The sequence below is a fragment of the Phytopseudomonas daroniae genome (assembly GCF_004327275.1).
Taxonomy (GTDB): Bacteria; Pseudomonadota; Gammaproteobacteria; order Pseudomonadales; family Pseudomonadaceae; genus Aquipseudomonas; species Aquipseudomonas daroniae.
This window is the reverse complement of the sequence record NZ_QJUJ01000012.1, coordinates 42,067-66,979: the sequence shown is the minus strand read 5'-3', so window position 1 is coordinate 66,979 and position 24,913 is coordinate 42,067. Positions and strand designations below refer to the sequence as shown.

Annotated in this window: 27 protein-coding genes; 14 read left to right on the top strand and 13 right to left on the bottom strand. The window is 62.3% G+C overall.

The window, feature by feature from the left end:
- Positions 1–27: 27 nt before the first annotated feature.
- The 4 genes from gcvP to DNK10_RS22660 form a co-directional block, all read right to left on the bottom strand.
- Positions 28–2,880, bottom strand: coding sequence for an aminomethyl-transferring glycine dehydrogenase (gene gcvP, locus DNK10_RS22675; protein ID WP_131193122.1), 2,853 nt, complete (start codon positions 2,878–2,880; stop codon positions 28–30).
- Between the two features lie 9 nt (positions 2,881–2,889).
- Complete coding sequence (gene gcvH, locus DNK10_RS22670) at positions 2,890–3,273, bottom strand: glycine cleavage system protein GcvH (RefSeq protein WP_131179792.1); 384 nt, start codon at positions 3,271–3,273, stop codon at positions 2,890–2,892.
- Positions 3,274–3,575: 302 nt separating this feature from the next.
- The gene (locus DNK10_RS22665; RefSeq protein WP_131193121.1) at positions 3,576–4,379 is read right to left on the bottom strand and encodes a SirB1 family protein; all 804 of its coding nucleotides are present in this window, start codon (positions 4,377–4,379) and stop codon (positions 3,576–3,578) included.
- A gap of 105 nt (positions 4,380–4,484) precedes the next feature.
- Positions 4,485–4,748 (bottom strand): YebG family protein, encoded by a 264-nt coding sequence (locus DNK10_RS22660; RefSeq protein ID WP_131179794.1) that lies wholly within the window; start codon positions 4,746–4,748, stop codon positions 4,485–4,487.
- Positions 4,749–5,045: 297 nt separating this feature from the next.
- On the opposite strand from DNK10_RS22660, the gene DNK10_RS22655 reads away from it, so the two are divergent.
- Positions 5,046–5,519, top strand: a complete 474-nt coding sequence (locus tag DNK10_RS22655; RefSeq protein WP_131193120.1) for a phosphate-starvation-inducible protein PsiE — start codon at positions 5,046–5,048, stop codon at positions 5,517–5,519.
- Between the two features lie 9 nt (positions 5,520–5,528).
- Here the strand turns inward: DNK10_RS22655 and DNK10_RS22650 are convergent, their stop codons facing one another.
- From DNK10_RS22650 to yaaA, 6 genes are all read right to left on the bottom strand, one after another.
- Positions 5,529–8,162, bottom strand: coding sequence for a DEAD/DEAH box helicase (locus DNK10_RS22650; protein WP_131193119.1), 2,634 nt, complete (start codon positions 8,160–8,162; stop codon positions 5,529–5,531).
- A 136-nt stretch (positions 8,163–8,298) separates the two neighbouring features.
- Positions 8,299–8,532, bottom strand: a complete 234-nt coding sequence (locus tag DNK10_RS22645) for a YgjV family protein (RefSeq protein ID WP_131193118.1) — start codon at positions 8,530–8,532, stop codon at positions 8,299–8,301.
- A 192-nt stretch (positions 8,533–8,724) separates the two neighbouring features.
- Positions 8,725–9,111 (bottom strand): hypothetical protein, encoded by a 387-nt coding sequence (locus DNK10_RS22640; protein WP_131193117.1) that lies wholly within the window; start codon positions 9,109–9,111, stop codon positions 8,725–8,727.
- Between the two features lie 57 nt (positions 9,112–9,168).
- Entirely contained in the window at positions 9,169–9,999 is an 831-nt protein-coding gene (locus DNK10_RS22635; RefSeq protein WP_131193116.1) for an SDR family oxidoreductase, read from the bottom strand.
- 47 nt (positions 10,000–10,046) lie between these two features.
- On the bottom strand, positions 10,047–10,511 hold the full coding sequence (locus tag DNK10_RS22630; RefSeq protein WP_131193115.1) for a multidrug transporter: 465 nt from the start codon (positions 10,509–10,511) through the stop codon (positions 10,047–10,049).
- Between the two features lie 94 nt (positions 10,512–10,605).
- Positions 10,606–11,385 carry a peroxide stress protein YaaA gene (yaaA, locus tag DNK10_RS22625; protein ID WP_131193114.1) on the bottom strand — a complete coding sequence of 260 codons (780 nt, stop codon included), beginning with the start codon at positions 11,383–11,385 and terminating at the stop codon, positions 10,606–10,608.
- A gap of 405 nt (positions 11,386–11,790) precedes the next feature.
- Here yaaA and DNK10_RS22620 point away from each other — a divergent pair, with 405 nt between their 5' ends.
- The 4 genes from DNK10_RS22620 (at position 11,791) to moaE (ending at position 14,470) form a co-directional block, all read left to right on the top strand.
- Positions 11,791–13,182, top strand: a complete 1,392-nt coding sequence (locus tag DNK10_RS22620) for a PhoH family protein (RefSeq protein WP_131179802.1) — start codon at positions 11,791–11,793, stop codon at positions 13,180–13,182.
- Between the two features lie 109 nt (positions 13,183–13,291).
- Positions 13,292–13,771 (top strand): cyclic pyranopterin monophosphate synthase MoaC, encoded by a 480-nt coding sequence (gene moaC, locus DNK10_RS22615; protein ID WP_131193113.1) that lies wholly within the window; start codon positions 13,292–13,294, stop codon positions 13,769–13,771.
- On the top strand, positions 13,768–14,010 hold the full coding sequence (locus DNK10_RS22610; RefSeq protein WP_131193112.1) for a MoaD/ThiS family protein: 243 nt from the start codon (positions 13,768–13,770) through the stop codon (positions 14,008–14,010). Before moaC ends, DNK10_RS22610 begins: the two co-directional genes overlap by 4 nt.
- A gap of 1 nt (position 14,011) precedes the next feature.
- Positions 14,012–14,470: a molybdopterin synthase catalytic subunit MoaE gene (moaE, locus tag DNK10_RS22605; protein ID WP_131193111.1), complete on the top strand. Its 459-nt coding sequence runs from the start codon at positions 14,012–14,014 to the stop codon at positions 14,468–14,470.
- A gap of 14 nt (positions 14,471–14,484) precedes the next feature.
- Here moaE and DNK10_RS25915 read toward each other — a convergent pair whose 3' ends face one another.
- On the bottom strand, positions 14,485–14,649 hold the full coding sequence (locus DNK10_RS25915) for a hypothetical protein (RefSeq protein ID WP_165493640.1): 165 nt from the start codon (positions 14,647–14,649) through the stop codon (positions 14,485–14,487).
- 563 nt (positions 14,650–15,212) lie between these two features.
- On the opposite strand from DNK10_RS25915, the gene purT reads away from it, so the two are divergent.
- Positions 15,213–16,394 carry a formate-dependent phosphoribosylglycinamide formyltransferase gene (gene purT, locus DNK10_RS22595; protein ID WP_131179807.1) on the top strand — a complete coding sequence of 394 codons (1,182 nt, stop codon included), beginning with the start codon at positions 15,213–15,215 and terminating at the stop codon, positions 16,392–16,394.
- 198 nt (positions 16,395–16,592) lie between these two features.
- Here purT and DNK10_RS22590 read toward each other — a convergent pair whose 3' ends face one another.
- Both DNK10_RS22590 and DNK10_RS22585 read right to left on the bottom strand, forming a co-directional pair.
- On the bottom strand, positions 16,593–17,843 hold the full coding sequence (locus DNK10_RS22590; RefSeq protein WP_131193109.1) for an HlyC/CorC family transporter: 1,251 nt from the start codon (positions 17,841–17,843) through the stop codon (positions 16,593–16,595).
- A gap of 2 nt (positions 17,844–17,845) precedes the next feature.
- A complete protein-coding gene (locus tag DNK10_RS22585; protein ID WP_131179809.1) occupies positions 17,846–18,646 on the bottom strand; it encodes a cytochrome C assembly family protein in 801 nt (266 codons plus the stop codon).
- A 193-nt stretch (positions 18,647–18,839) separates the two neighbouring features.
- On the opposite strand from DNK10_RS22585, the gene ffh reads away from it, so the two are divergent.
- The 8 genes from ffh (at position 18,840) to DNK10_RS22545 (ending at position 24,836) form a co-directional block, all read left to right on the top strand.
- A complete protein-coding gene (gene ffh, locus DNK10_RS22580; protein WP_131179810.1) occupies positions 18,840–20,216 on the top strand; it encodes a signal recognition particle protein in 1,377 nt (458 codons plus the stop codon).
- Positions 20,217–20,399: 183 nt separating this feature from the next.
- Entirely contained in the window at positions 20,400–20,651 is a 252-nt protein-coding gene (gene rpsP / locus DNK10_RS22575) for a 30S ribosomal protein S16 (protein ID WP_084306325.1), read from the top strand.
- A gap of 7 nt (positions 20,652–20,658) precedes the next feature.
- Positions 20,659–21,195 carry a ribosome maturation factor RimM gene (rimM, locus tag DNK10_RS22570; RefSeq protein ID WP_131193108.1) on the top strand — a complete coding sequence of 179 codons (537 nt, stop codon included), beginning with the start codon at positions 20,659–20,661 and terminating at the stop codon, positions 21,193–21,195.
- Between the two features lie 4 nt (positions 21,196–21,199).
- Positions 21,200–21,952, top strand: a complete 753-nt coding sequence (gene trmD, locus DNK10_RS22565; RefSeq protein ID WP_042555421.1) for a tRNA (guanosine(37)-N1)-methyltransferase TrmD — start codon at positions 21,200–21,202, stop codon at positions 21,950–21,952.
- 41 nt (positions 21,953–21,993) lie between these two features.
- A complete protein-coding gene (rplS, locus tag DNK10_RS22560; RefSeq protein ID WP_131179812.1) occupies positions 21,994–22,344 on the top strand; it encodes a 50S ribosomal protein L19 in 351 nt (116 codons plus the stop codon).
- A 302-nt stretch (positions 22,345–22,646) separates the two neighbouring features.
- On the top strand, positions 22,647–23,054 hold the full coding sequence (locus DNK10_RS22555) for an acyl-CoA thioesterase (protein ID WP_131193107.1): 408 nt from the start codon (positions 22,647–22,649) through the stop codon (positions 23,052–23,054).
- Positions 23,055–23,106: 52 nt separating this feature from the next.
- Positions 23,107–24,003: a site-specific tyrosine recombinase XerD gene (xerD, locus tag DNK10_RS22550; RefSeq protein ID WP_131193106.1), complete on the top strand. Its 897-nt coding sequence runs from the start codon at positions 23,107–23,109 to the stop codon at positions 24,001–24,003.
- A 107-nt stretch (positions 24,004–24,110) separates the two neighbouring features.
- Positions 24,111–24,836: a DsbC family protein gene (locus DNK10_RS22545; protein WP_131193105.1), complete on the top strand. Its 726-nt coding sequence runs from the start codon at positions 24,111–24,113 to the stop codon at positions 24,834–24,836.
- Positions 24,837–24,913 lie beyond the last annotated feature (77 nt).

The following is a 24,913-nucleotide window of genomic DNA, read 5'->3' as shown; positions in this document are numbered from 1 at the left end:
CCGAACCGGTCGGCAGCCCAGGCGCGATCATGCGTCCTGGTAAGCCTCGATGGGCGGGCAGGCGCAGACCAGGTTGCGGTCGCCGAACACGTTGTCGACCCGGCCAACCGCTGGCCAGTACTTGCCGTCGATCAGGCTGCGGGTCGGGTAGACCGCCTGTTCGCGACTGTATGGGTGCGTCCACTCACCGACCAGTTCGGCGGCGGTGTGCGGGGCGTTCTTCAGCGGGTTGTCATCGATATTCAATTCGCCACGCTCGACCGCGCGAATTTCCTCGCGGATGGCGATCATGGCGTCGCAGAAACGATCCAGCTCCTGCTTGGACTCGCTTTCGGTCGGCTCGATCATCAGCGTGCCGGCCACCGGGAAGGACATGGTGGGCGCATGGAAGCCGAAGTCGATCAGGCGCTTGGCCACGTCATCGACGCTGATGCCGCTGCTGTCCTTCAACGGACGCAGATCGAGAATGCACTCGTGAGCCACCAGGCCGCCTTCACCGCTGTACAGCACCGGATAGTGCTCCTCCAGGCGGCGGGCGATGTAGTTGGCATTGAGGATCGCCATCTGCGACGCCAGGCGCAGGCCGGTGCCGCCCATCATGCGGATGTACATCCAGGTGATGGGCAGGATGCTGGCGCTGCCGAATGGCGCGGCGCTGACCGCGCCGATCTTGCGTTGCATGTGCGCGTGGCCGGGCAGGAACGGCGCCAGGTGGGATTTCACGCCGATCGGGCCGACACCTGGGCCACCGCCGCCATGGGGAATGCAGAAGGTCTTGTGCAGGTTGAGGTGCGAGACGTCGCCACCGAACTTGCCCGGTGCGCAGAGGCCGACCATGGCGTTCATGTTGGCACCGTCGATGTACACCTGGCCACCGTTGTCGTGGACGATGGCGCAGATTTCGCGGATGCCTTCCTCGAACACGCCATGGGTGGACGGGTAGGTGATCATGATCGCTGCCAACTGATCGCGGTGCTGCTCGGCCTTGGCCCGCAGGTCGTCGATGTCGACGTTGCCGCGGGCGTCGCAGGCGGTCACGACCACGCGCATGCCAGCCATATGGGCGGTTGCCGGGTTGGTGCCATGGGCCGATTGCGGGATCAGACAGATGTCGCGCTTATCGTCGCCGCGGCTCTGGTGATAGGCGCGGATCGCCAGCAAGCCGGCGTATTCGCCCTGGGAGCCGGCGTTGGGCTGCAGCGATACGGCGTCGTAGCCGGTGGCAGCGCAGAGCATGGCTTCCAGCTCGTCGGTCAGCTGCTGATAGCCGGCGCTCTGCTCGGCCGGGGCGAAGGGGTGCAGGTTGCCGAATTCTGCCCAGGTGATGGGAATCATCTCGCTGGCCGCATTCAGCTTCATGGTGCAGGAACCCAGCGGGATCATGCTGCGATCCAGGGCCAGATCCTTGTCGGCGAGCTTGCGCAGATAGCGCATCAGCTCGGTTTCCGAGTGGTAGCGATTGAATACCGGGTGCTCGAGGATTGCTGACTGACGCAGTTGTGCAACTGGCAGCTGGCTGTCGGCCGCTTTGGCGAGCGCATCGAAGTCCGGCAGTGACTTGCCGTTGGCGAACAGCGCCCAGAGTTGCTCGATATCACCCTGGGTGGTGGTTTCGTCGAACGACAGGCCGATGCGCTCGGCGTCCACTTCACGAAAGTTGATGCCGGCTGCATGCGCTTTCTCGTGCAGCGCAGCGGTCTGCTCGGCGGTGCGCAGGGTCAGAGTATCGAAGAACGCTTGTTGCTCGATCTGCAGGCCGAGCGTTTGCAGGCCGCGGGCGAAGATCAGGGTCAACTGGTGTACGCGCTTGGCGATCCGGGCAAGCCCCTGGGGGCCGTGGTAGACGGCGTACATGGCGGCGATGTTGGCCAGCAGCACCTGAGCGGTGCAGATGTTACTGGTGGCCTTCTCGCGGCGGATATGTTGTTCGCGAGTCTGCATGGCCAGACGCAGGGCCGGGTTGCCGAAGCGATCCACCGACAGGCCGACCAGGCGGCCTGGCATGTCGCGTTTGAAGGCGTCGCGGGTGGCGAAGTAGGCCGCGTGTGGGCCACCGAAGCCCAGCGGCACGCCGAAGCGCTGGGCGCTACCGAGGGCCACGTCGGCGCCGAACTCGCCTGGCGCTTGCAGCAGGGTCAGGGCCAGCAGATCGGCCGCCACGGCCACCAGGGCATTGGCGCTGTGGAAGCGCTCGACCACCTGGCGGTAATCGAAGATATCGCCATTGCTCGCCGGGTACTGCAGCAGGGCGCCGAAGAAAGCGCTGGCATCGTCGATGGTGGCTTCGTCGCCGACCACGACCTCGATCCCCAGCGGCTCGGCGCGGGTGCGCAACACGTCGAGGGTCTGCGGGTGACAGTGCTGGGAAGCGAAGAAGGCATTGGCAGCCTTGTTCTTCGACAGGCGCTTGCAGAAGGTCATGGCCTCGGCGGCGGCGGTGCCTTCGTCGAGCAGCGAAGCATTGGCGATAGGCAGACCGGTGAGGTCGCTGATCAGGGTCTGGAAATTCAGCAGCGATTCCAGGCGCCCCTGGGAAATTTCCGGCTGGTAGGGTGTGTAGGCAGTGTACCAGGCGGGATTTTCCAGCAGGTTGCGCAGGATCGGCGAAGGCGTGTGGGTGCCGTAGTAGCCCTGGCCAATGTAGTTGCGAAACAGCTGATTTTTACCCGCGATGGCCTTGATGGCGGCCAGCGCTTCGGCTTCGCTCTGGCCGTCGCCAGCCGGCAGCACACTGGTGCCTTTGATGCTACCCGGGATGACGCTGGCGGTCAGGGCGTCGAGGTCGCTGAAGCCGAGGGTCTCGAGCATGGCAGCGGTGTCTTGCTCGCGTGGGCCGATGTGGCGTGCGATGAATTCGTTGCGGGTGGTCAAGTCGGTCATGGTTTTCTCTCAAGCGTCGGCTTTGGCGTTGAGCAGGCGCTCGTAGGCGTCCTGATCGAGCAGGCCGGCCAGCGCAGCAGCGTCGGTTGGGCGGAAGCGGAAGAACCAGCCTTGTCCCAGCGGTTCGGCATTGACCAGCTCGGGACTGGCTTCGAGGTCAGCGTTCACTTCGACCACTTCACCATCGAGCGGCATGTCGATGTTGCTGGCTGCCTTCACCGACTCCAGCACCGCCACTTCTTCGCCGGCGGCATAGGCCTGCAGGTCGGGCAACTGCACGAATACCACATCACCCAGTGCGTCTTGAGCGTAGGCGGTGATACCCACAGTGACCAGGCCGTCGGCCTCCTGACGCAGCCATTCGTGCTCGACGGTAAAACGCAATTCGCTCATGGGGACTCCTTGGTGGTCTGTGTGCCCATCTATAAAGCGGGCGCGACTATTAGGGAAACCTTTAGCAAAGTAAGTGCCATGTTATTTTTATCTTAAAAATCAATGTGTTAAATATATTCGTGAGTTCTTTTGCAGTCTTGTGTATCGATTTCGATACGACGCGCTCGGCACTTCCCTGCAAGCGCCAGCCAAGCCCCCTGATGTCGCCCCTGGCAAGCTCTGTGTCGTTTTGGATACGGTGTATTGAAATGAATACGATGCGCGCTCGCTTTCTGCTGACCGAGCAGGGCAGCAGGGCTGGATCAGTGCAGGGCGGTATTTGCGCTCAACTGGCGCAGGCGATCACCCAGCCGGACATGTAGAGCAGGGTCATCGCACAGCAGCAGGGCACGCTGGACATCGAAACGCTCCGCCTGTGGGCAATCCAGACGTTGGTAAAGATCCGCTCTGGCCAGATGATCGCCGACGTTCGGTGGTGCCAGCTGCAGCACGCGTTCGGCATCTTTCAGGGCGGACAAGTAGTCGTTTTCCTGCAGATGCAAATGACGGAGATTGCGCGACAGGCGCACGATCATGCTGCGTGCGTCGCAGGCCAGCATGTGCTCGGCGTTCAGTTGAGCCCGAGGGCCTATGTAGCGCAGCAGCAACTCGCGACAGTCGCGGGTATAGAGCCGGCGCCCGCCGCATGGATCGAGCAGGTGGTCGGCACCGGGTACACGCAACAGGAAGTAACCGGGAAAGTTGACGCCCTGCAGTGGGATGTTCAGACGGCGTGCCAGCTCCAGGGCGATCAATGCGATGCTCAGGGGTTGGCCGCGTCGGCGCTGTAGCACCTTGTGCAGCAGTGCCGCCTGTGGCCGCGCCGGGTTGTCGTCGTCTTCGTAGAAATGCAGGTCGTTGAGGCGGCGCAGCAAGGGTTGCGCGAGTTCCTGTGGGGGATAGGTGGGAAGCCCGGCATCGACCTGATGGCGCAGGCTGTCGAGCTCATGCAGTACTTGCCTGGGCTGCACTGCCATATCGTGTTCGGCAGCGACCCACAGCGCCGCTTCGAAGAGCGCTGGCTGCTCGGTGTTCAGACAGGCAAGGCAGTGGTCGCGTGCGCTCATGGTCACCTCCCGTAGGTGACCCTGTTTTAACCGCGCGCGCGTGCGCCGTCCAGAACTGATAGCTGAGGATATGTTGCCGGCGATCTGTGCAGCGCCGGCCAGCCATCATTCTGCTTTCGGTTCGCTACTGAGCTCAGCGAGGGCATCGGGCTGATTCTTGAATGCCTTGGCGAACACATCGCGGTTTCTGGCCATGTAAATGCCCAGTTCCTCACCCTGTTCCTCGCTGAGGGACGGTACCGCCTTCTGCAGCACTTCGCTGAGCAGTTCTGCCAGCTCCAGCATCTTGTCGTGACGATCGGCTTCGGCTTTATCCATAAATAAATGCTCCGGATCGCGACTGCTGCGGTACACCACTTCGACGGCCATTCATCACCTCTACGCCTTCACGCTAATGGTTGAAAATATACTGTTCATGCATACAGTTTCGCCAAGCATAATGAACCGCACTGCGTTTGAACAGGGTAAACATGATTCTCTGTGTGCGCGGCATCTTGTCACGCGCCGCACGTTGCCGCTTCCGTGCCTTTTCGGTGGCGGCAGGCTTCTCTGTGCCATGGCAGTCATTCTGGCCAGCTTCACTGGTCTTGTTCCTGCATGGGAATGTCACGCAGACGCGCCATGATGGCTGCGTTTCGACTGCATCGATCGTTAAAGGGGAAGCGTATGAAGTGGGTAGATAACAGCCGCAAGCAGATGCACAAGGGGGCGAATTCGATTGGCAACCTGTTCGTCGAGGGCTTTCACTACCTGGGTTTGTTCGTCATTGGCGGCGCTACTGCCTGGGCGTCGGTCGCGGCCTTTCTGGGCATGCTCGAGAAGGGCAGTGCCAGCGTGGACGACATTCTGCTGCTGTTCATCTACCTGGAGCTGGGGGCGATGGTCGGCATTTACTTCAAGACCAATCATCTGCCGATCCGCTTTCTGCTGTACATCGCCATCACCGCGCTGACCCGCTACCTGATCGGCGATGTGTCCCATCACAAGGCACCGGATATCGGCCTGCTGTACCTGTGTGGCGGCATCTTCTTCCTGGCGCTGTCGGTGCTGGCGGTGCGCTTCGCCTCGTACAAGTTTCCGTCCAGCAAGGCCATCGACGCCACCGGCGAAGTGGTTGGCGACAACTATTCCGAGAGGTGACGGTGCCTGTCAGTCGCTCAGCGGAGCGAATAGCGCCTGCAGGTCGTCTTCGCTGAGTTGCCATTGCGCCTGGCTGCCGCCTTCTTCCAGCAGGCCGCGAGCCAGGCTGGCCTTGGCGTGCTGCAGTTGCTGGATCTTCTCTTCAACGCTGCCCCGGGCGATCAGCTTGTAGACGAACACCGGCTTGTCCTGGCCGATCCGGTAGGCGCGGTCGCTGGCCTGGGCTTCGGCAGCCGGGTTCCACCAGGGATCGAAGTGGATCACGGTGTCGGCGGCGGTGAGGTTGAGGCCTGAGCCACCGGCCTTGAGGCTGATCAGAAAGACCGGAAACTGTCCCGCCTGGAACTGTTGCACCGGCGTGCGCCGGTCACGAGTGCTACCGGTGAGTTTGGCATAGGCGATGCCGCGGGCCTGCAGCTCGGCCTCGATCAGCGCGAGCATCGAGGTGAACTGGGAGAACAGCAGTACCCGGCGGCCTTCACTGATCAGCGCTTCGAGCATCTCCAGCAGGCTGCCGAGTTTGCCCGAATCGCTGCTACCCAGATTGTCAGGCGCCTCGTTCAGCAGGCGTAGGTCGCAGCACACCTGACGCAGACGCAACAGCGCCTCGAGGATCACGATCTGGCTGCGTGCCAGGCCCTGGCGGGTGATTTCTTCACGCACCTTGCGATCCATGGCCAGGCGCAGGATTTCGTAGCGGTCGCGCTGCGCCGGCGTCAGTTCCACCCATTGGGTGATCTCGGTCTTGGACGGCAGCTCGCGCGCCACCTGTTCCTTCTTGCGCCGCAGCACGAAGGGTTTGATGCGCCCGCGCAGGTGCGCCAGGCGCTGTTCGTTGCCGTGCTTCTCGATGGGGGTGCGATAGTTGCGGGTGAAGCTCTTGCTGTCGCCAAGCCAGCCAGGCATCAGGAAGTTGAACAGCGACCACAGCTCGCCCAGGTGATTCTCCAGCGGCGTCCCGCTCAGGCACAGGCGCTGGCGGGCGATGATCTGGCCCGCGGAGAGGGCTGCCTTGCTGCGCGGGTTCTTGATGCTCTGGGCTTCGTCGAGGATCAGCAGATGAAAGCGCTGCGCGGTCAGCGCCTTGAGGTCGCGCGGCAGCAGTGCATAGGTGGTGAGCACGATGTCGTGTTCGCCGATCAGTTTGAACTGGCTGCGCCGCTTGCTGCCATGCAAGGCCAGCACCTTGAGTGTCGGCGCGAAACGGGCGGCCTCGTCCTGCCAGTTAGGGATCAGGCTGGTGGGCATGACGATCAGGGCTGGGTGCTGCAGGCGACCGAGCTGCTTCTCCAGAAGGATGTGCGCCAGGGTCTGCAGGGTTTTACCGAGACCCATGTCGTCGGCCAGTACGCCGCCGACCTCCAGCTCGGCCAAGGCCTGCATCCAGCCCAGCCCCTGCAGCTGGTAGGGCCGCAGTTGTGCTGCCAGATCGTCCGGGGCACTCACCGTTTGCTGGGTGGTGTGCTGCAGACGCTGGGCGAAGTCGCGCAGCTCGGCGCCGCCATGCCAGTTCAGCGCCGGGCCCTGTTGCAGGACGTTGAGGCGCGTCGCATCGGCGCGTGGCAAGCGCACTCGGGTGCCGATGTCTTCGCCGTCACCGATGAACAGTTCACCCAGCGCCGCCAGCAAGGGCTTGAGCCGCGCGTAGGGCAGCGCCACGCGCCGCTGGCTATGGGGCAGGGTGACCAGCAGCAGTTCCTCGTCCTGGCGCTGGGCCAGGGCTTCGCCGGAGAGCAGCCAGGGTGTGCGACGAATGGCCTGGAGCAGGATGGGTAGCAGGCTGATGCGCTGCCCTTCGACTTCGATACCCAGCTCCAGGTCGAACCAGCCGTGCTCGGGAACCTCGTCGACATCGGCATACCAGTCGTCGATCTGCGCGAGGTTGTACTGAAAGTCGGGCTGGATCTCGACACGCCAGCCCTCTGCGCTCAGTGCCGGCACCTGTTGCTGCATGAAGGCCAGCCAGGCCGCATCCCCCTGCAGCTCGAAGTGCTCGCCGGGGTGCTGGGCCAGGGCCTCGCTCTGTCGCAGGGCCGTTCGTAAGCCGCTGTCTTCCAGGCGACGACGCAGTTCGGCTTCGCGTGCTGCATCGCGCACGATGCGCAACTGGCGCGTGGGGCCTAGGCGAAACAGCAGATCCTTGATCGGTTTGCCCGCCGCATTATGGCCCTGATAGTCGAAGGCCAGCGCCGCCCGGTGTTGAGTCTGCTCCAGCATGCGGCCCTTGCGCGCATCGAAGTGCACGCGCACGTGGCTGCCGAGGGTCAGCACCGGTTGCGGCTGCACATCGTCGAGGAGGATTTCCTCCATCGGTTTCTCGACGATGATCAGCGAGCCGAGATCCTCGCCGGAGCGCTGACGTGCCTCCAGGGTGAGCAGGGCCGCGGCTACGTGCTTGCAGTTGAATCCCACTGGGCAACTGCAATGACCGGTCACGCTCCAGCCCTGGCCGTAGGGATGCAGGGTGATGCGTTGCTGGTACGGCCGCTCGCTGCTGCCCAGGCAACTGGCGAGCAGGCTGTGATCCTTGAGGCTGACCAGGCGGCTCAGGCCGCGGGTGGCGTAATCCTGGCCACGACGCAGCGCGCCATCATCGAAATCGCCGCGCCAGTCGGCCTGCTGCAGGTGCAGGATGTTTGGCATCAGGCGAGCTCTCTGAAGTCAAAAGCAGGGTTCGGCATGGCGGGATGAATGCGATGGCAAGCCGCAGATGGTCTCACAGCCTGAGCCGGATTGGCAGCTCGGATACGGCTGATGCCCTCGCGTCAGGGGACACCGTTCATTTGTCTTCAGTCTTGATCGCGCCGCGAATATTCATGGCCGCCAGGCACAGTTGCAGCACGATCAGTGCATACGTTTGGCTGTAAAGGCCCCAGATGATCCACAGCACATTGCTGGCCATGAATACCCAGAACCCCAGATTGCGCCGCTGGCGCTGTTTGGAGGCGACCAGCCAGGCAGCGGCGACGGTGACCAGCATGGCCGGCCATTGCAGCCAATCGATGTACTCCATGAGTGCGCCCGTTTACCGAAAGTGATGTCAGGTGCGACCGGTCGAGTGAACGGGCGTTCGACTTTTCAGACGGGGTCGTGCTCGCGTTTGGCCTGTCGGCACACATCCCGGCGATGCTGCGGTGGTGCGCATTGATCAGGTAGATGACCACCTGCATTGCCAGTAAAGCGATGCGCCGCTGGTACGGCCTGATCATGGCATGCGCTTGAAGATTCGCTCCGAAAACAGCATCTGTGCGAGCAGTGGATAACTCAGGTAATGCAGGGCGAAGATCGCCACGCCCATCGGGCTGGGCTCGTCCTGCAGCGTCATCATGGTCAGCAGGCCGGCATACAGCAGCGCGAGCATGCCGCCATACAGCCACACCAGGCGACGGCGCTCACCTCGGGTTGGCGGGCGGCGCTGCTGCCAGGCGAACAACAAGGCCATCAGTGCCGCGACGCTGGCGGCTATCACCAGAGTGGCCAGCACACCGCCGAGTTTCACGAAGCTGCGCAGCAGCAGGTTGAGCAGTATGGCGGCCACGACACCGACGCTGGCGTAGCGAGCCATGGCGACGGGCAGATGGGGTGGAGGCATGGCGGCACGGCCCAGGGCAAAAGGTTGAAGGCTGAGTCTCGCCTCTGATGCGGGGTTCTACAAGGCGCGATCCAGGCCGAAGCGACGGCTCAGCACTCGATCCAGCAGTGCGCCAGGCAGCAGAGCGGCGAGCAGCGGCAGTACGCGGCTGCCATTGCCGAGGCGCAGCACCCGCGGCCGCTTGCGACTGGTGACGGCGGCGAACACATTGCGTGCGACATGGCTGGCCGGTGTCGGATTGTCCTGGGACGCCATGGCGCGCGCGCGGATGCCTTCACGCATGGGCCACCAGGGTGAGTGCTCGCCGATCAACTGCTCGGCCTGGCGACTGGCATGGGTACCGAAGCTCGATTCGATGGCGCCGGGTTGCACTTCCAGCACGCCGACCCCGAAGGGCGCCAGTTCGAGACGCAAGGCATCGCTGAGTGCGTGTACGGCGGCCTTGGAGGCGCAGTAGGCACCTGCGAATGGCGTGACCAGTACTGCCGAGACGCTGCCGATGTTCACTACCAGCCCTTTGCTCTGGCGCAGCAAGGGGAACAGTGCGCGGGTCACGCCGACGATGGAGAACACGTTGGTTTCGAATTGCCGGCGCAGCGCCGGAGCACCGCCATCGAGCAGTGGGCCCATGGCGCCATAGCCGGCGTTGTTGATCAGCACGTCCAGGCTGTCTATTCGTTCCTTGAGCGTCGCAGCCAGCCGCTCGACAGCGGCGGCGTCGTCCACGTCCAGCTGCACGGCGTTGAAACCGGCTTCGCTCAGGCGCGCCACGTCTTCCTCTTTGGGGGCACTGGCCCAGACCTGGTAGCCCTGTTGCAGAAAGGTATCGGCCAGCGCGCGGCCGATGCCACTGGAACAGCCGGTGATCAGAACCGTGGGATGGCTCATGGATGAATCCTTGTGCTTGTTATTGTCAGGATCATGGGGGATCAGGCTCAGCGGCTGAACGTGCCTTGCAGCTGTTCGGCACGGAATTCCAGAGTGCTGGCGCGGTAGCCGCTACGCAGAGTAGGCAGGGGCAGGCAGGTTTGCCAGTCGGCGCCTGGCAGCAATTCGCCGGGGCCGCTGTAGCGCGGGGTTTCGTAAAGCCGCTGCGCCAGGTTGACGCTGTCGCCGGGCCGGTAGGCGGTTATCTGCCAGCGCAGCTCCAGCAGTGCGGCTTCGCTGCCATTGTGCAGGTTCAGGCTCAATGGGCGATCCGTCGGGCAGCTTTCAGGCGCATGGGTCAGGCGCAATTCGAGGTGAGCCAGGTGGCGATTTTCCCGGCTCTCCTGCCACAGCACCCAGCTCGCCACCAGGCCCAGACCGACCAGCGCGGCAAAGGAAATGGGCAGAGCTTTGGCTGGGTAGCGGATCAGCAGGATGAACCAGCTGAGCACCAGAATCGCGCCGAAAATCATCGCTAGACCTTGAACGTCGAATGTACCCCAATCCTACACAAGCCTGGCTGCCTCGGCACGCTTGCAGGGGTTGGCGAATGTTTCCGCCGGGCGATCACTGCGCAGCGTGATCGCGCAGGAACACCAGCTTGTCGGCGCTGGAGTCCTTGGCCGAGAAGCGGTAACCCTGAGCGTCGAAATCCTTGAGATCCTGCGGATCTTTCAGACGCTCCCTGATCACATGGCGGGCCATCAGGCCACGGGCCTTCTTGGCATAGAAGCTGATGATCTTGTACTGGCCGTTCTTCAGATCCTTGAATTCGGTGTCGATGATGCGCGCCTTGAGTACCTTGCGCTTGACCGCGCCGAAGTATTCGTTGGATGCCAGGTTGAGCAGCACATCGTCGCCTTGGGCTTCCAGTGCCTGGTTCAGCCACTCGCTGATGTGCTCGCCCCAGAATGCGTAGAGATCCTTGCCACGGGCGTTGGCCAGCTTGGTGCCCATCTCCAGGCGGTAGGGCATCATCAGATCCAGTGGGCGCAGCAGGCCATAGAGTCCGGAAAGCATGCGCAGGTGCTGTTGGGCGAAGTCGAAATCCGCCTCTTCGAAGCTTTGCGCATCCAGGCCGGTATACACATCGCCCTTGAACGCCAGTAGCGCCTGTTTGGCGTTCTGCGTGTCGAAGGCTGGCGTCCAGCAGCCGAAACGCGCGGCGTTGAGGCCGGCGAGCTTGTCCGACAGATGCATCAGCTCGGCAATCTGCGCCGGAGAGAACTCGCGCAGCTGGGTGATGAGCGCTTGGGAGTGGTCGAGGAACTCGGGTTGGGTGAAGCGGGACGTCACCGGCGCGGTGTCGTAATCCAGGGTCTTGGCGGGTGAAATCACCATCAGCATAGGTCGTCTCCTTCAGCGGAGCGCCGATTCTAGCCGATTGACCAGGCAGAGGAGGAGGCGGAACGATTGGCGCCCGACGGCTCAGCTGGACTTGTGACTTTAGCGGCGCGCTGCGCTAGCGCCAAGGGGCATTCGTCTATCTGTAAAATAAAATTAAAAAAGCTGAAAAGATCATTTTCCTGTCACATTTTTTGGAGTATCAACGAGGTGTGGTCTACGGCGAACCGGTCATGATGATCGGTCGACGCAGGCCACGCCTTGAAAGACCGCCGAACCCTGCAGACAGGTGGCGGCCCTCGGCCCTCATCCGTGTGCAGCTCTCCGTTCAGTCGGGGAGTCGGTGGCCCTGTGTGGCGGAGCGCCGTCCTGGCATTCCGTCGCTGGATCCGACAAGAGGTGACGAGTATGGATGACCACGGACGCATCAAGCCCACCGCCCCAACCTTGTACGCCCTCGACACCAATGTCCTGATTCACGACCCCAACGCGCTACTCAATTTCCAGGAGCACCACGTCGCCATTCCCATGACGGTGCTGGAGGAGCTGGACAAGCTGAAGACCGGCAAGCAGGGTGTCGCTGCCGAGTGCCGCCAGGCCATTCGCCTGATCGACAAGATTCTCGATGGCGCCAGCCCCGAGGAAGTCGAACACGGTGTGCCGATCCAGCGCGAGAAGAGCGGCCCCAGCGGTTTTCTGTCGATCCTCATGAGCAAGAGCGCGGCGCCCGTCACCTGGCTGCCGGAAGACCTCAACGACAACAAGATCATCAACCAGCTGGTCGAGCTGAAATCACGCCGGCCGGGCACCTCCGTGGTGCTGGTGACCAAGGACATCAACATGCGCCTGAAGGCGCGTGGCTGCGGTCTGGATTCCGAGGATTACCACACCGATCAACTGGTCGACGATATCTCGCTGCTCTCCAAGGGCTACCACAATGTCAGCGGCGCCTTCTGGGATCGCGTCGCCAAGGTCGATACCCGTCAGGGCCATGGTCGTACCTGGCACCGCGTGCAGCTGAGCGAGGAGCTGCCGGGAGTGAACGTCAACGAATTCATCATCGACGAGCAAGGTTTCGTCGGCTGGGTCAAGGAGGTTGAAGGCGGCGAGCTGCTGATTCTCGATCTGCACCAGGAGCCGCTGTTGCATCAGGAGGCCTGGGGCCTCAAACCGCGAGACATCTACCAGGCGCTGGCGCTCTATGCACTGCTCGATCCGGATATCCATCTGGTCAATCTGACCGGTGCCGCCGGTTCGGGTAAAACCATTCTGGCGTTGGCTGCGGCCATCGAACAGACCATGGTCAGCAAGCGCTACCGGCGCATCATCGCCACCCGCTCGGTGCAGGGGCTGGATCAGGAAATCGGCTTCCTGCCCGGTACCGAGGCCGAGAAGATGGAACCCTGGCTGGGCGCCATCACCGACAACCTCGAAGCCCTGCACATGGATGACGAGAATACCCACGGCAGCGTCGACTACATCCTGCAAAAGGTGCCGTTGCAGTTCAAATCGCTGAACTACATTCGCGGGCGCAGCTTCCAGCAGAGCCTGATCCTGATCGACGAGTGCCAGAACCTCACGCCGCACCAGATGAAAACCATCATCACCCGCGCTGGCAGTGGCTCCAAAGTGATCTGCCTGGGCAACCTGGCGCAGATCGACACGCCCTATCTGTCGGCTCCCAGTTCAGGCCTGACCTACCTCACCGAACGCTTCAAAGGCTTCGAGCACGGCGTGCACATCACCCTGCAGGGCGTTCCGCGCTCGATACTGGCCGAGTACGCGGAAAGCCACATGTAACCCTGTGCCCGGAGCCGTCGAGCGGCTCCGGGGGCTTTCTGTGGTGCCCACGGTTTGCATGGGCCGGCGCGGGGCCTACAATCGCCAGGTTTCTACTTGGAGATTGCCCGTGCTGACCCATCTCGACTCCCAGGGGCGCGCCAATATGGTCGACGTCAGCGACAAGGCGCAGACCGTGCGCGAGGCCGTGGCCGAGGCGCGCGTACGGATGCGTGCCGAGACCCTGCAGATGATCGTCGACGGCGAACATCCCAAGGGCGACGTATTCGCCGTGGCGCGCATCGCCGGCATCCAGGCTGCGAAGAAAACCTCGGATCTGATCCCGCTGTGCCACCCGCTGATGCTGACCAGCGTCAAGGTCGAGCTGCAGGCCGACGGTGGCGACGCGGTGCTGATTCGTGCGCGCTGCAAGCTCACCGGCCAGACCGGCGTGGAAATGGAAGCGCTGACCGCTGCCAGTGTCGCGGCGCTGACCATTTACGACATGTGCAAGGCCGTGGATCGTGGCATGGTTATCGAGCAGGTGCGCCTGCTGGAGAAGGTCGGTGGCAAGAGTGGCCATTTTCTGGTGGGAGAGGGCGAACGATGATCCGCGTGCAGTACTTCGCTCGTTACCGCGAAACCCTGGGGCTGGATGCCGAAGAGTTGCAGCCGGACTTTGCCAACCTCGACGAACTGCGCCAGCATTTGCTGGCGCGAGGCGGCGCCTGGGAGGTGCTGGCCGAGCGCGGGCTGATGTGCGCGCGTAACGAAGAACTCTGTACGCTGACCGAGCCGCTGGTCGATGGCGATGCGGTGGCGTTCTTCCCCACGGTCACCGGAGGCTGAGATGAGCATTCGCGTGCAGCAGGCCGCTTTCGATCCCGGGCTGGAAACCAATGCCGTGCATGCGGCCAATAGCGGTGTCGGGGCGGTGGCCTGTTTCGTCGGCTATGTGCGTGATTTCAACGACGGTCGGGACGTGGCGGGAATGTTTCTCGAGCATTTCCCCGGCATGACGGAAAAGGCCCTGGCAGGTATCGAAGTCCAGGCACGTGAGCGCTGGCCGCTGCTGGGCGTCGAGGTGATTCACCGCGTCGGCCGCCTGGAGCCGGGCGAGCCGATCGTCTTCGTCGGCGTGGCCAGCGCCCATCGGCAGGCGGCGTTCCAGGCCTGTGAGTTCATCATGGACTACCTGAAAACCCAGGCACCGTTCTGGAAGAAAGAAGACACCGCCGACGGCCCGCGCTGGGTCGAAGGGCGGGATAGCGATCAGGCGTCCTTGCAGCGCTGGCAAGCCGGCAGCTAGCTACCTGCCAAGGCTCAGCCGAACTCGATGAATACCTTGAAGAGCAGCGGCGCGAACATCGACAACACGCCCAGGCCGGTCAGCCAGATGCCCCATTCCTGATCGCGGTTGTTGAAGCCGATTCCCAGTAGCAGAAAGCCACTGACCAAAAGCACGATCATGATGTGGAAAGCGTCCATGGCGATGCCTCCTCGGGAAGTGTACGTGCCAGGAGCCGCGCTGCTGCCTCTGTCGATGATGCAGCGACGGCATCCACTTTGAGCTTAGACGAGGCCTGACCTGGTCACACTGATCCAGGACAATTCGCGGGATCAATAATAGAGTCGTGAGCTCCATCGATTGGAGGAAGCGCTGCGCCGCCGCCTAGGGTCTGTTGACGTTTCACGCACGGCCGCGCCGGAGCCCGTTTTGCCGCGAGGCAAGGCACGAGCCGCGAAGTTTAGCTGGCTAAATGAGCCGGCGAGAAACGCAGCATCGCGGTAAAACAGGCCCGGCCCTTCGGGTTGCGCGGGAAATCTCGCCATGCGTTGTTGGAGGACTTGGCAAGGGAACAACCATTCCCTGCGTCCTCCGCCTAGCCTGGCGAGATTTCTCGCAGCAACGCGGCTCGCGCTGAAACGTCAACAGACCCTAGAGCCTTGCGTTGGCCGGGCGATTGACGGCTCAGCGATTTTGTTCGCGGTCTACGCCTCCCATGATTAAAATCGTCGCCTGAATTCTCCTGCTACCCAAGGATCCTGTTATGCCCCGTATCGGAACCCCTCTGTCGCCCAGCGCGACCCGTGTGTTGCTGTGTGGCTCGGGCGAGCTCGGCAAGGAAGTGGTGATCGAGCTGCAGCGCCTCGGCGTCGAAGTGATCGCCGTCGATCGTTATGCCAACGCACCGGCCATGCAGGTGGCGCACCGCAGTCACGTGATCAGCATGCTCGATGGTGCGGCGTTGCGCGCGGTGATCGAGCTGGAGAAGCCGCATTACATCGTGCCGGAGATCGAAGCGATCGCCACCGCCACGCTGGTCGAACTGGAGAACGAAGGCTACACGGTGATCCCCAGCGCCCGTGCCGCGCAACTGACCATGAACCGTGAGGGCATCCGTCGCCTGGCCGCCGAAGAACTGGGCGTGCCGACGTCGCCATATCAGTTCGCCGACTCCCTCGAAGAGTTTCAGGCTGCCGTCAGCGCCATCGGTTTCCCCTGCGTGGTCAAACCGATCATGAGTTCGTCGGGCAAGGGCCAGTCGGTGCTCAAAGGCGCCGATGACGTGCAGAAGGCATGGGATTACGCCCAGGCCGGCGGTCGTGCCGGCAAGGGCCGGGTGATCGTCGAGGGCTTTATCGACTTCGATTACGAAATCACCCTGCTGACCGTGCGCCACGTTGGCGGTACCACCTTCTGTGCGCCGGTTGGTCACCGCCAGGAGAAGGGCGACTATCAGGAATCCTGGCAGCCCCAGGCGATGAGCCCGGCCGCGCGTGCCGAGGCCGAACGTATCGCCCTGGCCGTCACCGGCTCCCTGGGTGGTCGCGGTCTGTTCGGCGTCGAGCTGTTCGTCAAGGGCGACCAGGTGTGGTTCTGCGAAATCTCCCCGCGTCCTCATGACACCGGCCTGGTGACCCTGATCTCTCAGGATCTGTCCGAGTTCGCCCTGCATGCACGGGCCATCCTCGGTCTGCCGATTCCGGCGATCCGCCAGTTCGGCCCATCGGCATCGGCGGTGATCCTGGTGGAAGGCGAGTCGACACAGGTCAGCTTCGGCAACCTGGGGGCGGCACTCACCGAGCCGGATACCGCACTGCGCCTGTTCGGCAAACCGGAAGTCAGTGGCCAGCGTCGCATGGGCGTGGCCCTGGCACGTGACGAGTCGCTGGAAGCCGCACGCGCCAAGGCGCTGCGTTCGGCGCAGGCGGTCAAGGTCGAACTGTAAGAACCTCTCCCGGATCTGCAGGTACGATCGTAAAAGGGGAGAGCGGCCTGTCGTAGGGTGGATGACGCTCTTTTCATCCACCAATGCGATTGCAGAGTGGTGGACGGATCGGGCCGCGCAGGTGAAGCGTCGTCCACCCTACGCCCGCCCTCGCCTTGTTGCGTCTAATCGCTTAAGGGAAGGGTCTGACCACTGGGTTCACTGCGGCTGGCATTCCCAGGCCCGCACCTCGAGCACCCGGCTGTCGGTGGCTTTGAGGATTTCCAGACGGTAATGGCCGACTTGCAGGCATACGGCGCTGGCCGGGATGTTCTCCAGTACCTCGGTCACCAGGCCGTTGACGGTTTTCGGCCCGTCGACTGGCAGGTTCCAGCCCAATGCCCGGTTCACTTCGCGTAGATAAGCGCTGCCCTTGATCGCCCAGGTACCATCTCCCAGTGGGTGAAATTCACTCGGGTGAGCGGTTTCTACTGTGCTCAGGTCGCCGACGATCTCTTCCAGAATATCTTCCAGGGTGACGATACCCATGGCCTCGCCGTACTCGTCGACGACGATGCCGGTGCGGTACTTGTGCTGCTGGAAATTCACCAACTGGGTTGCCAGCGTCGTGACTTCCGGGACGAAGTAGGGCGCATCACAGGCCTGCAGCAGGGTCGTTTCGTCCAGTTCACTGTGGCCCGCCAGGCGGCGCATATGCAGGATGCCTTCGATCTGGTTGAGGCTGTTGCGATATACCGGCAGGCGCGTGTGCGAGGCGTTGCGGATCTGTTCGATCAGCGGCACGCTGCCTTGCAGGTCGATGCCGACGACTTCGTGGCGGGGAATCATGATGTCGTTCACGTTGACCCGATCCAGTTCGAGCACGCCCAGCAACATGGTGCGTCTTTCTCTGGGGAGCGGCAGGTCATCGGCCTGTAGTGCACTGCGCAGCTCTTCCAGGCTGAGATTGTCGTTTTGCTCACCCTCCACGGGTTTGCCGATTCGGTTGCGCAGTGCCTGGCTGATGATCAGCAGCAGGCTGGTCAGGGGAGACAGCGCGACACTGACGAGCAGCAGTGGCCGGCTCGCCGGGTAGGCAAACAGGTGTGTCGGCAGGATCGCCAGCACGCGCCCGAGCGGATGCGCCAGTATCAGCACGGCCAGGGTGAGCACGAACGGTGAAATGACCTGGATGGCATTACCGCTTTGGCTCAGCGCCAGCAGCGTGGCGGCTACCGAAGCGGCCATGGTGCTGCAGATCGTGCCGATGCGCAGGGTGGCGGAGAGGCGTTGCGGTTGATCCATCAACTTGATCAGGCGTGCGGCGGCGCGATGGCCCTGGCGGGCGCGGTGGCGCAGCCGATAGCGATTGAGGCTGAACAGCACGGTGCGCGCGCAGATGAAGAATGCCGCGCAGCCCAGCAGCAGAAGCAGCAGGGCCAACTGAGGAATGAGGGAGGGCGTGTCCACGGTCAGATGTGGAGGATGAATTCGCGAACCAGCTTGCTGCCGAAGAATGCCAGCATCAGCAGGCAGAACCCCGCCAGCGTCCAGCGAATCGCCTTGTGCCCACGCCAGCCGAGCTGGTGGCGGCCCCACAGCAGCACGGCGAATACCACCCAGGCGAAGCAGGACAGGATGGTCTTGTGCACCAGGTGCTGGGTAAACAGGTTGTCGATGAAGATCGCCCCGGACAGCAGCGATAGAGACAGCAGCGCCCAGCCGCACCACAGGAAGCCGAACAGCAGGCTCTCCATGGTTTGCAGAGGCGGGAAGTTGCGAATCAGCCCGGATGGGTGCTTGTGCTTGAGCTGATGATCCTGCACCAGTAGCAGCAGCGACTGGAACATGGCGATGGTCAGCATGCCGTAAGCCATGATCGACAGCAGGATGTGGGCGAGGATGCCGGGCCCTTCTTCCAGCGGTTGGGTGGTGCCGCTGGGCATGAACTGGGCGAACAGTACCGTCAGGCCGCCGAGGGGAAAGAGGAACAGTAGCAGGTTCTCTACCGGCATACGCTGGCTGGCCAGCAGAATGAGCACGATTACGGTGTAGGCGATCAGGCTGGCGGTGTTGAAGAAGTCCAGAGTCAGGCCGACGCTGTTGTGCATCTGCATGAACAGACTGCCGCCGTGGAAGAACAGGGCGATGACGCCAAGAAGCGCCAGCAGGCGTTTGCTGGGTGTGCTGCGGCGGGTCAGGTGCAGGCCTTGATAGCTGGCGGCGCCAAAGTAGAAAATGGCCGCGGCGAGGCTGGGCAACAGAGGGTGCATAGATCCTGAATGACAAGGCCTGAAAGGCGCTGAGTGTGGCACACAACGGTTGCCGCCAAAAGACCGTAAACGGTATCCGCTCTCATATGTCGCAGGGGCTCCGATAAAGAAGCCTCAACAGCAGGGCAGTCTTGGTTATAATCCGCCGTTTGCTGCCAGCCCATCCCGGCCCGACGGCCTGAAAGGAACGCGCATGTTCGAAAATCTAACAGATCGCCTCTCGCAGACTCTGCGCAGCGTCACTGGCAAGGCCAAGCTGACCGAGGACAATATCAAGGACACCCTGCGTGAAGTGCGCATGGCGCTGCTCGAGGCCGACGTGGCGCTGCCCGTGGTCAAGGACTTCGTCGCCCGGGTCAGGGATCGTGCGGTCGGCACCGAAGTATCGAAGAGCCTGACGCCCGGCCAGGCATTCGTGAAAATCGTGCGCCTGGAGCTGGAAAGCCTCATGGGCGCGGCCAACGAAGACCTCGACCTGAGTACCACGCCGCCAGCGGTCGTGCTGATGGCCGGTCTGCAGGGCGCGGGCAAGACCACCACCGTGGGCAAGTTGGCGCGCTTCCTCAAGGAGCGCAAGAAGAAGAGTGTGATGGTGGTGTCGGCGGACGTCTATCGTCCGGCGGCGATCAAACAGCTGGAAACCCTGGCCAGCGACATCGGCGTGACCTTCTTCCCGTCCGATATCACCCAGAAGCCGGTAGCCATCGCCGAAGCGGCGATCCGCGAAGCCAAGCTCAAATATATCGATGTGGTGCTGGTGGATACCGCCGGTCGTCTGGCTATCGATGCCGAGATGATGGCCGAGATCCAGGCGCTGCACGCGGCGGTCAAGCCAGTGGAAACCCTGTTCGTGGTCGATGCCATGACCGGTCAGGACGCCGCCAACACTGCCAAGGCCTTCAATGACGCCCTGCCGCTCACCGGTGTAGTGCTGACCAAGGTCGACGGTGATGCCCGTGGCGGTGCCGCACTGTCGGTTCGCGCGATCACCGGCAAGCCGATCAAGTTCATCGGTATGGGCGAGAAGAGCGAAGCGCTCGAGCCCTTCCATCCCGAGCGGATCGCCTCGCGCATCCTCGGCATGGGCGATGTGCTCAGCCTGATCGAGCAGGCCGAGCAGACCCTCGACCGGGACAAGGCCGAGAAGCTCACCAAGAAGCTGAAGAAGGGCAAGGGCTTCGATCTCGAAGACTTCCGTGACCAGCTCGTGCAGATGAAGAGCATGGGCGGCCTCGGCGGCCTGATGGACAAGCTGCCGCAGATGGGCGGCGTCAACCTGTCGCAGATGGGCGGTGCCCAGGGCGCAGCGGAGAAGCAGTTCAAGCAGATGGAGGCGATCATCAACTCCATGACGCCTGGCGAGCGCCGCGACCCCGAAATCATCAGCGGTTCGCGCAAGCGTCGCATCGCCATGGGTTCCGGCACCCAGGTGCAGGACATCGGCCGACTGATCAAGCAGCACAAACAGATGCAGAAGATGATGAAGAAATTCACCGCCAAGGGTGGCATGGCCAAGATGATGCGCGGCATGGGCAGCATGATGCCGGGCGGCGGCATGCCGAAGTTCTAGAAAAGCAGTTGCAAGCCTCAAGCTTCAAGCCGCAAGAGAGCTAGGTCTCCGGGATTTTGCTTTTACTTGCAGCTTGTGGCTTGAAGCTTGCCGCTTTTGCTCTTAGAATACGCGGCCTTTCGGGCCTAGGCCCATTTTTGATGTGTGCCTCAAGTTAGCACCGACTACAGGAACGATGTTCACATGGTAACTATTCGTCTCGCTCGTGGCGGCTCCAAAAAGCGCCCCTTCTACCACCTGACCGTGACCAACAGCCGCAATGCGCGCGATGGTCGCTTCGTAGAGCGTATCGGCTTCTTCAATCCGATCGCTTCGGGTGCTGAAGTCAAGCTGTCCGTGAATCAAGAGCGCGCTACCTACTGGCTCGGCCAGGGCGCACAGCCGTCTGAGCGCGTTGCTCAGCTGCTGAAAGAAGCTGCCAAGGCTGCTGCCTAAGCACTTTATGAGCACGACGCCGGCTCCCGCCGAGGATCTGATGGTTCTTGGCAAGATTGTCTCGGTGCATGGCGTCAAGGGTGAGGTGAAGGTGTTTTCCTTTACCGATCCACTGGATAACGTGCTCGATTACCCTCGCTGGACGCTGCGGCGCGATGGCGAGGTGAAACAGGTTGAACTGGCTGGTGGACGCTTGCAGGGCAAGGTTCTGATCGCCAGGCTGAAAGGGCTCGATGATCGTGAAGTGGCGCGTACCTACGCCGGCTTCGAAATCTGCGTTCCCCGTAGCCTGCTGCCCGAACTGGAAGACGGCGAGTTCTACTGGTATCAGCTGATAGGTCTCAAGGTCATCGATCAGGCGGGGCAATTGCTCGGCAAGATCGATCATCTGTTCGAGACCGGTGCCAACGATGTGATGGTGGTCAAGCCGTGCATCGACAGCCTCGATGATCGCGAGCGTCTGTTGCCTTATACGCAACAGTGCGTGTTGTCGATCAGCCTTGAGGCTGGCGAGATGCGGGTCGACTGGGATGTGGACTTCTGACGCCATGCCGAGCTTGCGCGTCGATGTCATTACGCTGTTCCCGGAAATGTTCGCCGCCATCGGCGATTACGGCATTACCAGCCGTGCGGTAAGGCAGGAGCTGTTGCAGCTGACCTGCTGGAACCCACGCAGTTACACCACGGATCGTCATCACACCGTTGACGACCGCCCCTTCGGTGGTGGTCCTGGCATGGTGATGAAGATCAAGCCGCTCGAAGATGCTCTGGCTGATGCCAGGCAGGCCAGCGGCGGTCAGGCGAAGGTGATTTACCTTTCGCCACAGGGCCGCCCGCTGACGCAGGCGGCGGTACGCGAGCTGGCGAAGGAGGAGCGTTTGATCCTCATCGCCGGCCGCTACGAAGGCGTCGACGAGCGTTTCATCGAAACGCATGTCGACGAGGAGTGGTCGATTGGCGACTACGTCCTGTCCGGCGGTGAGCTGCCGGCCATGGTGCTGATCGATGCGGTAACGCGCCTTTTGCCTGGTGCATTGGGTCATGCAGATTCGGCCGAGGAAGACTCCTTCACGGATGGCTTGCTCGACTGCCCGCACTACACCCGTCCGGAGGTGTATGCGGATAAACGTGTTCCTGAGGTGCTGCTTGGCGGCAACCACGAACACATCCGGCGCTGGCGTTTGCAGCAGTCCCTGGGACGCACCTGGGAACGCCGTGTCGATCTTCTGGATAGCCGCTCGCTTTCTGGAGAAGAGAAAAAGCTGCTGGAGGAATATATCCGCCAGCGGGACGATAACTAAATATCGATGGCCGGCCTGACGGCCCGTCTTAGGAGCGCAGCATGACCAACAAAATCATTCAGCAGATCGAAGCTGAGCAGATGAGCAAAGAGATCCCGACCTTTGCCCCGGGCGACACCGTAATCGTCCAGGTAAAAGTAAAGGAAGGTGACCGTCAGCGTCTGCAGGCGTTCGAAGGTGTGGTAATCGCCAAGCGTAACCGCGGTCTGAACAGCGCCTTCACCGTGCGCAAGATCTCCAGCGGCGTAGGCGTAGAGCGTACTTTCCAGACTTACAGCCCGCTGGTCGACAGCCTGTCCGTCAAGCGTCGTGGTGACGTTCGCAAGGCCAAGCTGTACTACCTGCGCGACCTGTCCGGCAAGGCAGCACGCATCAAGGAGAAGCTGGCTTAAGCCACGCTTCCCTCTCGAAAAAAAGCAGCCCAGGGCTGCTTTTTTCGTTTCTGGCGTTTGTTGAAACGGCAGCAAGGTGGCGCAAGCGGACGTAGGGTGGATCGGGGCGCGTAGCTGACGCTCTTTCCATCCACCATTGCGATCGCTAGGTTGGTGGACGGATCGGGCCGCGCAGGTGAAGCGTCGTCCACGTCATGAAACCCACCAAATCGAATGTCCGCTTCCGCCTTGTCGAGGCCATTCATACGGGTGCGGTTTTCGTATCCATTGCGCACACCAAAATCGTGAACAGGTTCTGAGTGATGACCCCCAGAGAACAGGAAATTCAGCGGCGTACCGAGCTTTCGGAGACCCGCGTGGCCAAGGCGGTGTTTCCGCCGACCACCAACCACCACAACACCCTGTTTGGCGGGACGGCCATGGCCTGGATGGACGAGGTATCGTTCATCACTGCCACGCGTTTCTGTCGCCTGCCGCTGGTGACCGTGTCGTCCGATCGTATCGATTTCAATCATCCGATTCCGGCTGGCTCTATCGTCGAGCTGGTCGGGCGCGTGAGTGCGGTCGGCAACACCAGCATGAAGGTGCAGGTCGACGTATTCGTCGAGGAGATGTACGGCACCCGCCGCGAACTTGCCATCCATGGGGCCTTCAGCTTCGTGGCGATGGGTGAGGACGGCAAGCCGGTGCCGGTGCTGCCTGGTTTCTGATCGTGCGCGTGCCTCTGGCGCCGCCAAGCCTTTGCTGTTTCGGGGGTAATCGATGTCCGCAGTCGACCATCCGCTGATCGAGCGTTTCATCGAGACGCTGTGGCTGGAGAAAGGCCTTTCCGTGCACACCCGGGCGGCGTATCGCAGTGACCTGGCGTTGCTCAATGGCTGGCTGCAGGGCCGTGATGTCGAGTTGCAGTCGGCTGGTCGCGAGGTGCTGCTCGATCACCTGGCCTGGCGCATGAACGAAGGCTACAAGGCGCGCTCCACGGCGCGGCTGATTTCCGGTATGCGCGGTTTCTACCGATTTCTGCTGCGCGAGGGGCTTATCGACACCGATCCCACTCTGCAGGTGGACATGCCGCAGCTTGGCCGACCCCTGCCCAAATCGCTGTCCGAAGCGGATGTCGAGGCGCTGCTGGCGGCCCCCGATCTGGATGATCCCATCGGGCTGCGTGATCGCGCCATGCTCGAGGTGCTGTATGCCTGCGGGCTGCGGGTCAGTGAGCTGATCGGTCTTACCCTCGAGCAGGTCAATCTGCGTCAGGGCGTGCTGCGGGTATTCGGCAAAGGCAGCAAGGAGCGTCTGGTGCCCATGGGCGAGGAGGCGATCGGCTGGGTCGAGCGCTATTGCCGCGAGGCTCGGCCGGTTCTGCTTGGGGGGCGGCCAGGCGATGTGCTGTTTCCCAGCCTGCGTGGCGAACAGATGACCCGGCAAACCTTCTGGCACCGCATCAAACATCAGGCCAGGGTGGCCGGCATCGCCAAATCGCTGTCGCCGCACACCCTGCGCCATGCGTTCGCGACCCATCTGCTCAACCATGGCGCGGATCTGCGCGTGGTGCAGATGCTCCTGGGGCATAGCGATCTGTCCACCACGCAGATCTATACCCACGTGGCGCGGGCTCGCTTGCAGGCGCTGCATGCGCAGCATCATCCCCGCGGATGAATCGCCTGTGGCAGTTCGCGCTTTGCGTCCTGGGCCTGAGGCCCGCGGCTGCGGTTATGATAGTCTTCGCTCTTCCCTTGTCACCCCGTCGCTCGATAGGAGTATTCATGCGTGTGACCCGCATTTTCGCGGCCATGGCCCTTGCTCTGGTCAGCACCCTTGGCCACGCTGCCGATCCGGATCAGACGATCCGCCAGAACCTGTTGTCGATCCAGCCTGATCTGCCGATCGAAGCCATCGCCGAAAGTCCGATGCCCGGCGTCTATCAGGTGCAGCTCAAGGGCGGTCGTCAGCTGTATGCCAGCGCTGACGGGCAATTCGTCATGCAGGGCTATCTGTTTCAGTTCAAGGACGGCCAGGCGGTGAACCTCACCGAGGTCGAGGAAAGCCGCGCCGTGGCCAAGCAGATCAACGCCATTCCTGCCAAGGACATGGTGGTGTTCGCGCCCAAGGAACCGAAAGCGCATATCACCGTGTTCACCGATACCGACTGCGGTTACTGCCAGAAACTGCACAGCGAAGTGGCCGAGCTCAACAAGCAGGGCGTCGAAGTGCGTTATCTGGCCTTCCCGCGCCAGGGTATGGGCAGCAAAGGCGCGAAGGATCTGGCCAGCGTCTGGTGCGCCAAGGATCGCCAGGCGGCGATGAACCAGGCCAAGTCACGGCAGTCGGTGGCTGCAGCCACCTGCGACAACCCGGTGGCCGAGCAATATCAGCTGGGGCAGATGATCGGGGTCAACGGCACACCGGCGATCATTCTGGAGAACGGCAAGATGATTCCGGGCTATCAGCCAGCGGCGCAGCTCGCTCGCCTGGCCCTGGACGCCAAGTGATCCGGCTTGATTGACTATCGAACAGCCGCTTCGTAATGTGCGGCTCTTTTTCCACGGCCGGAGCCTGCTCCGGCCGT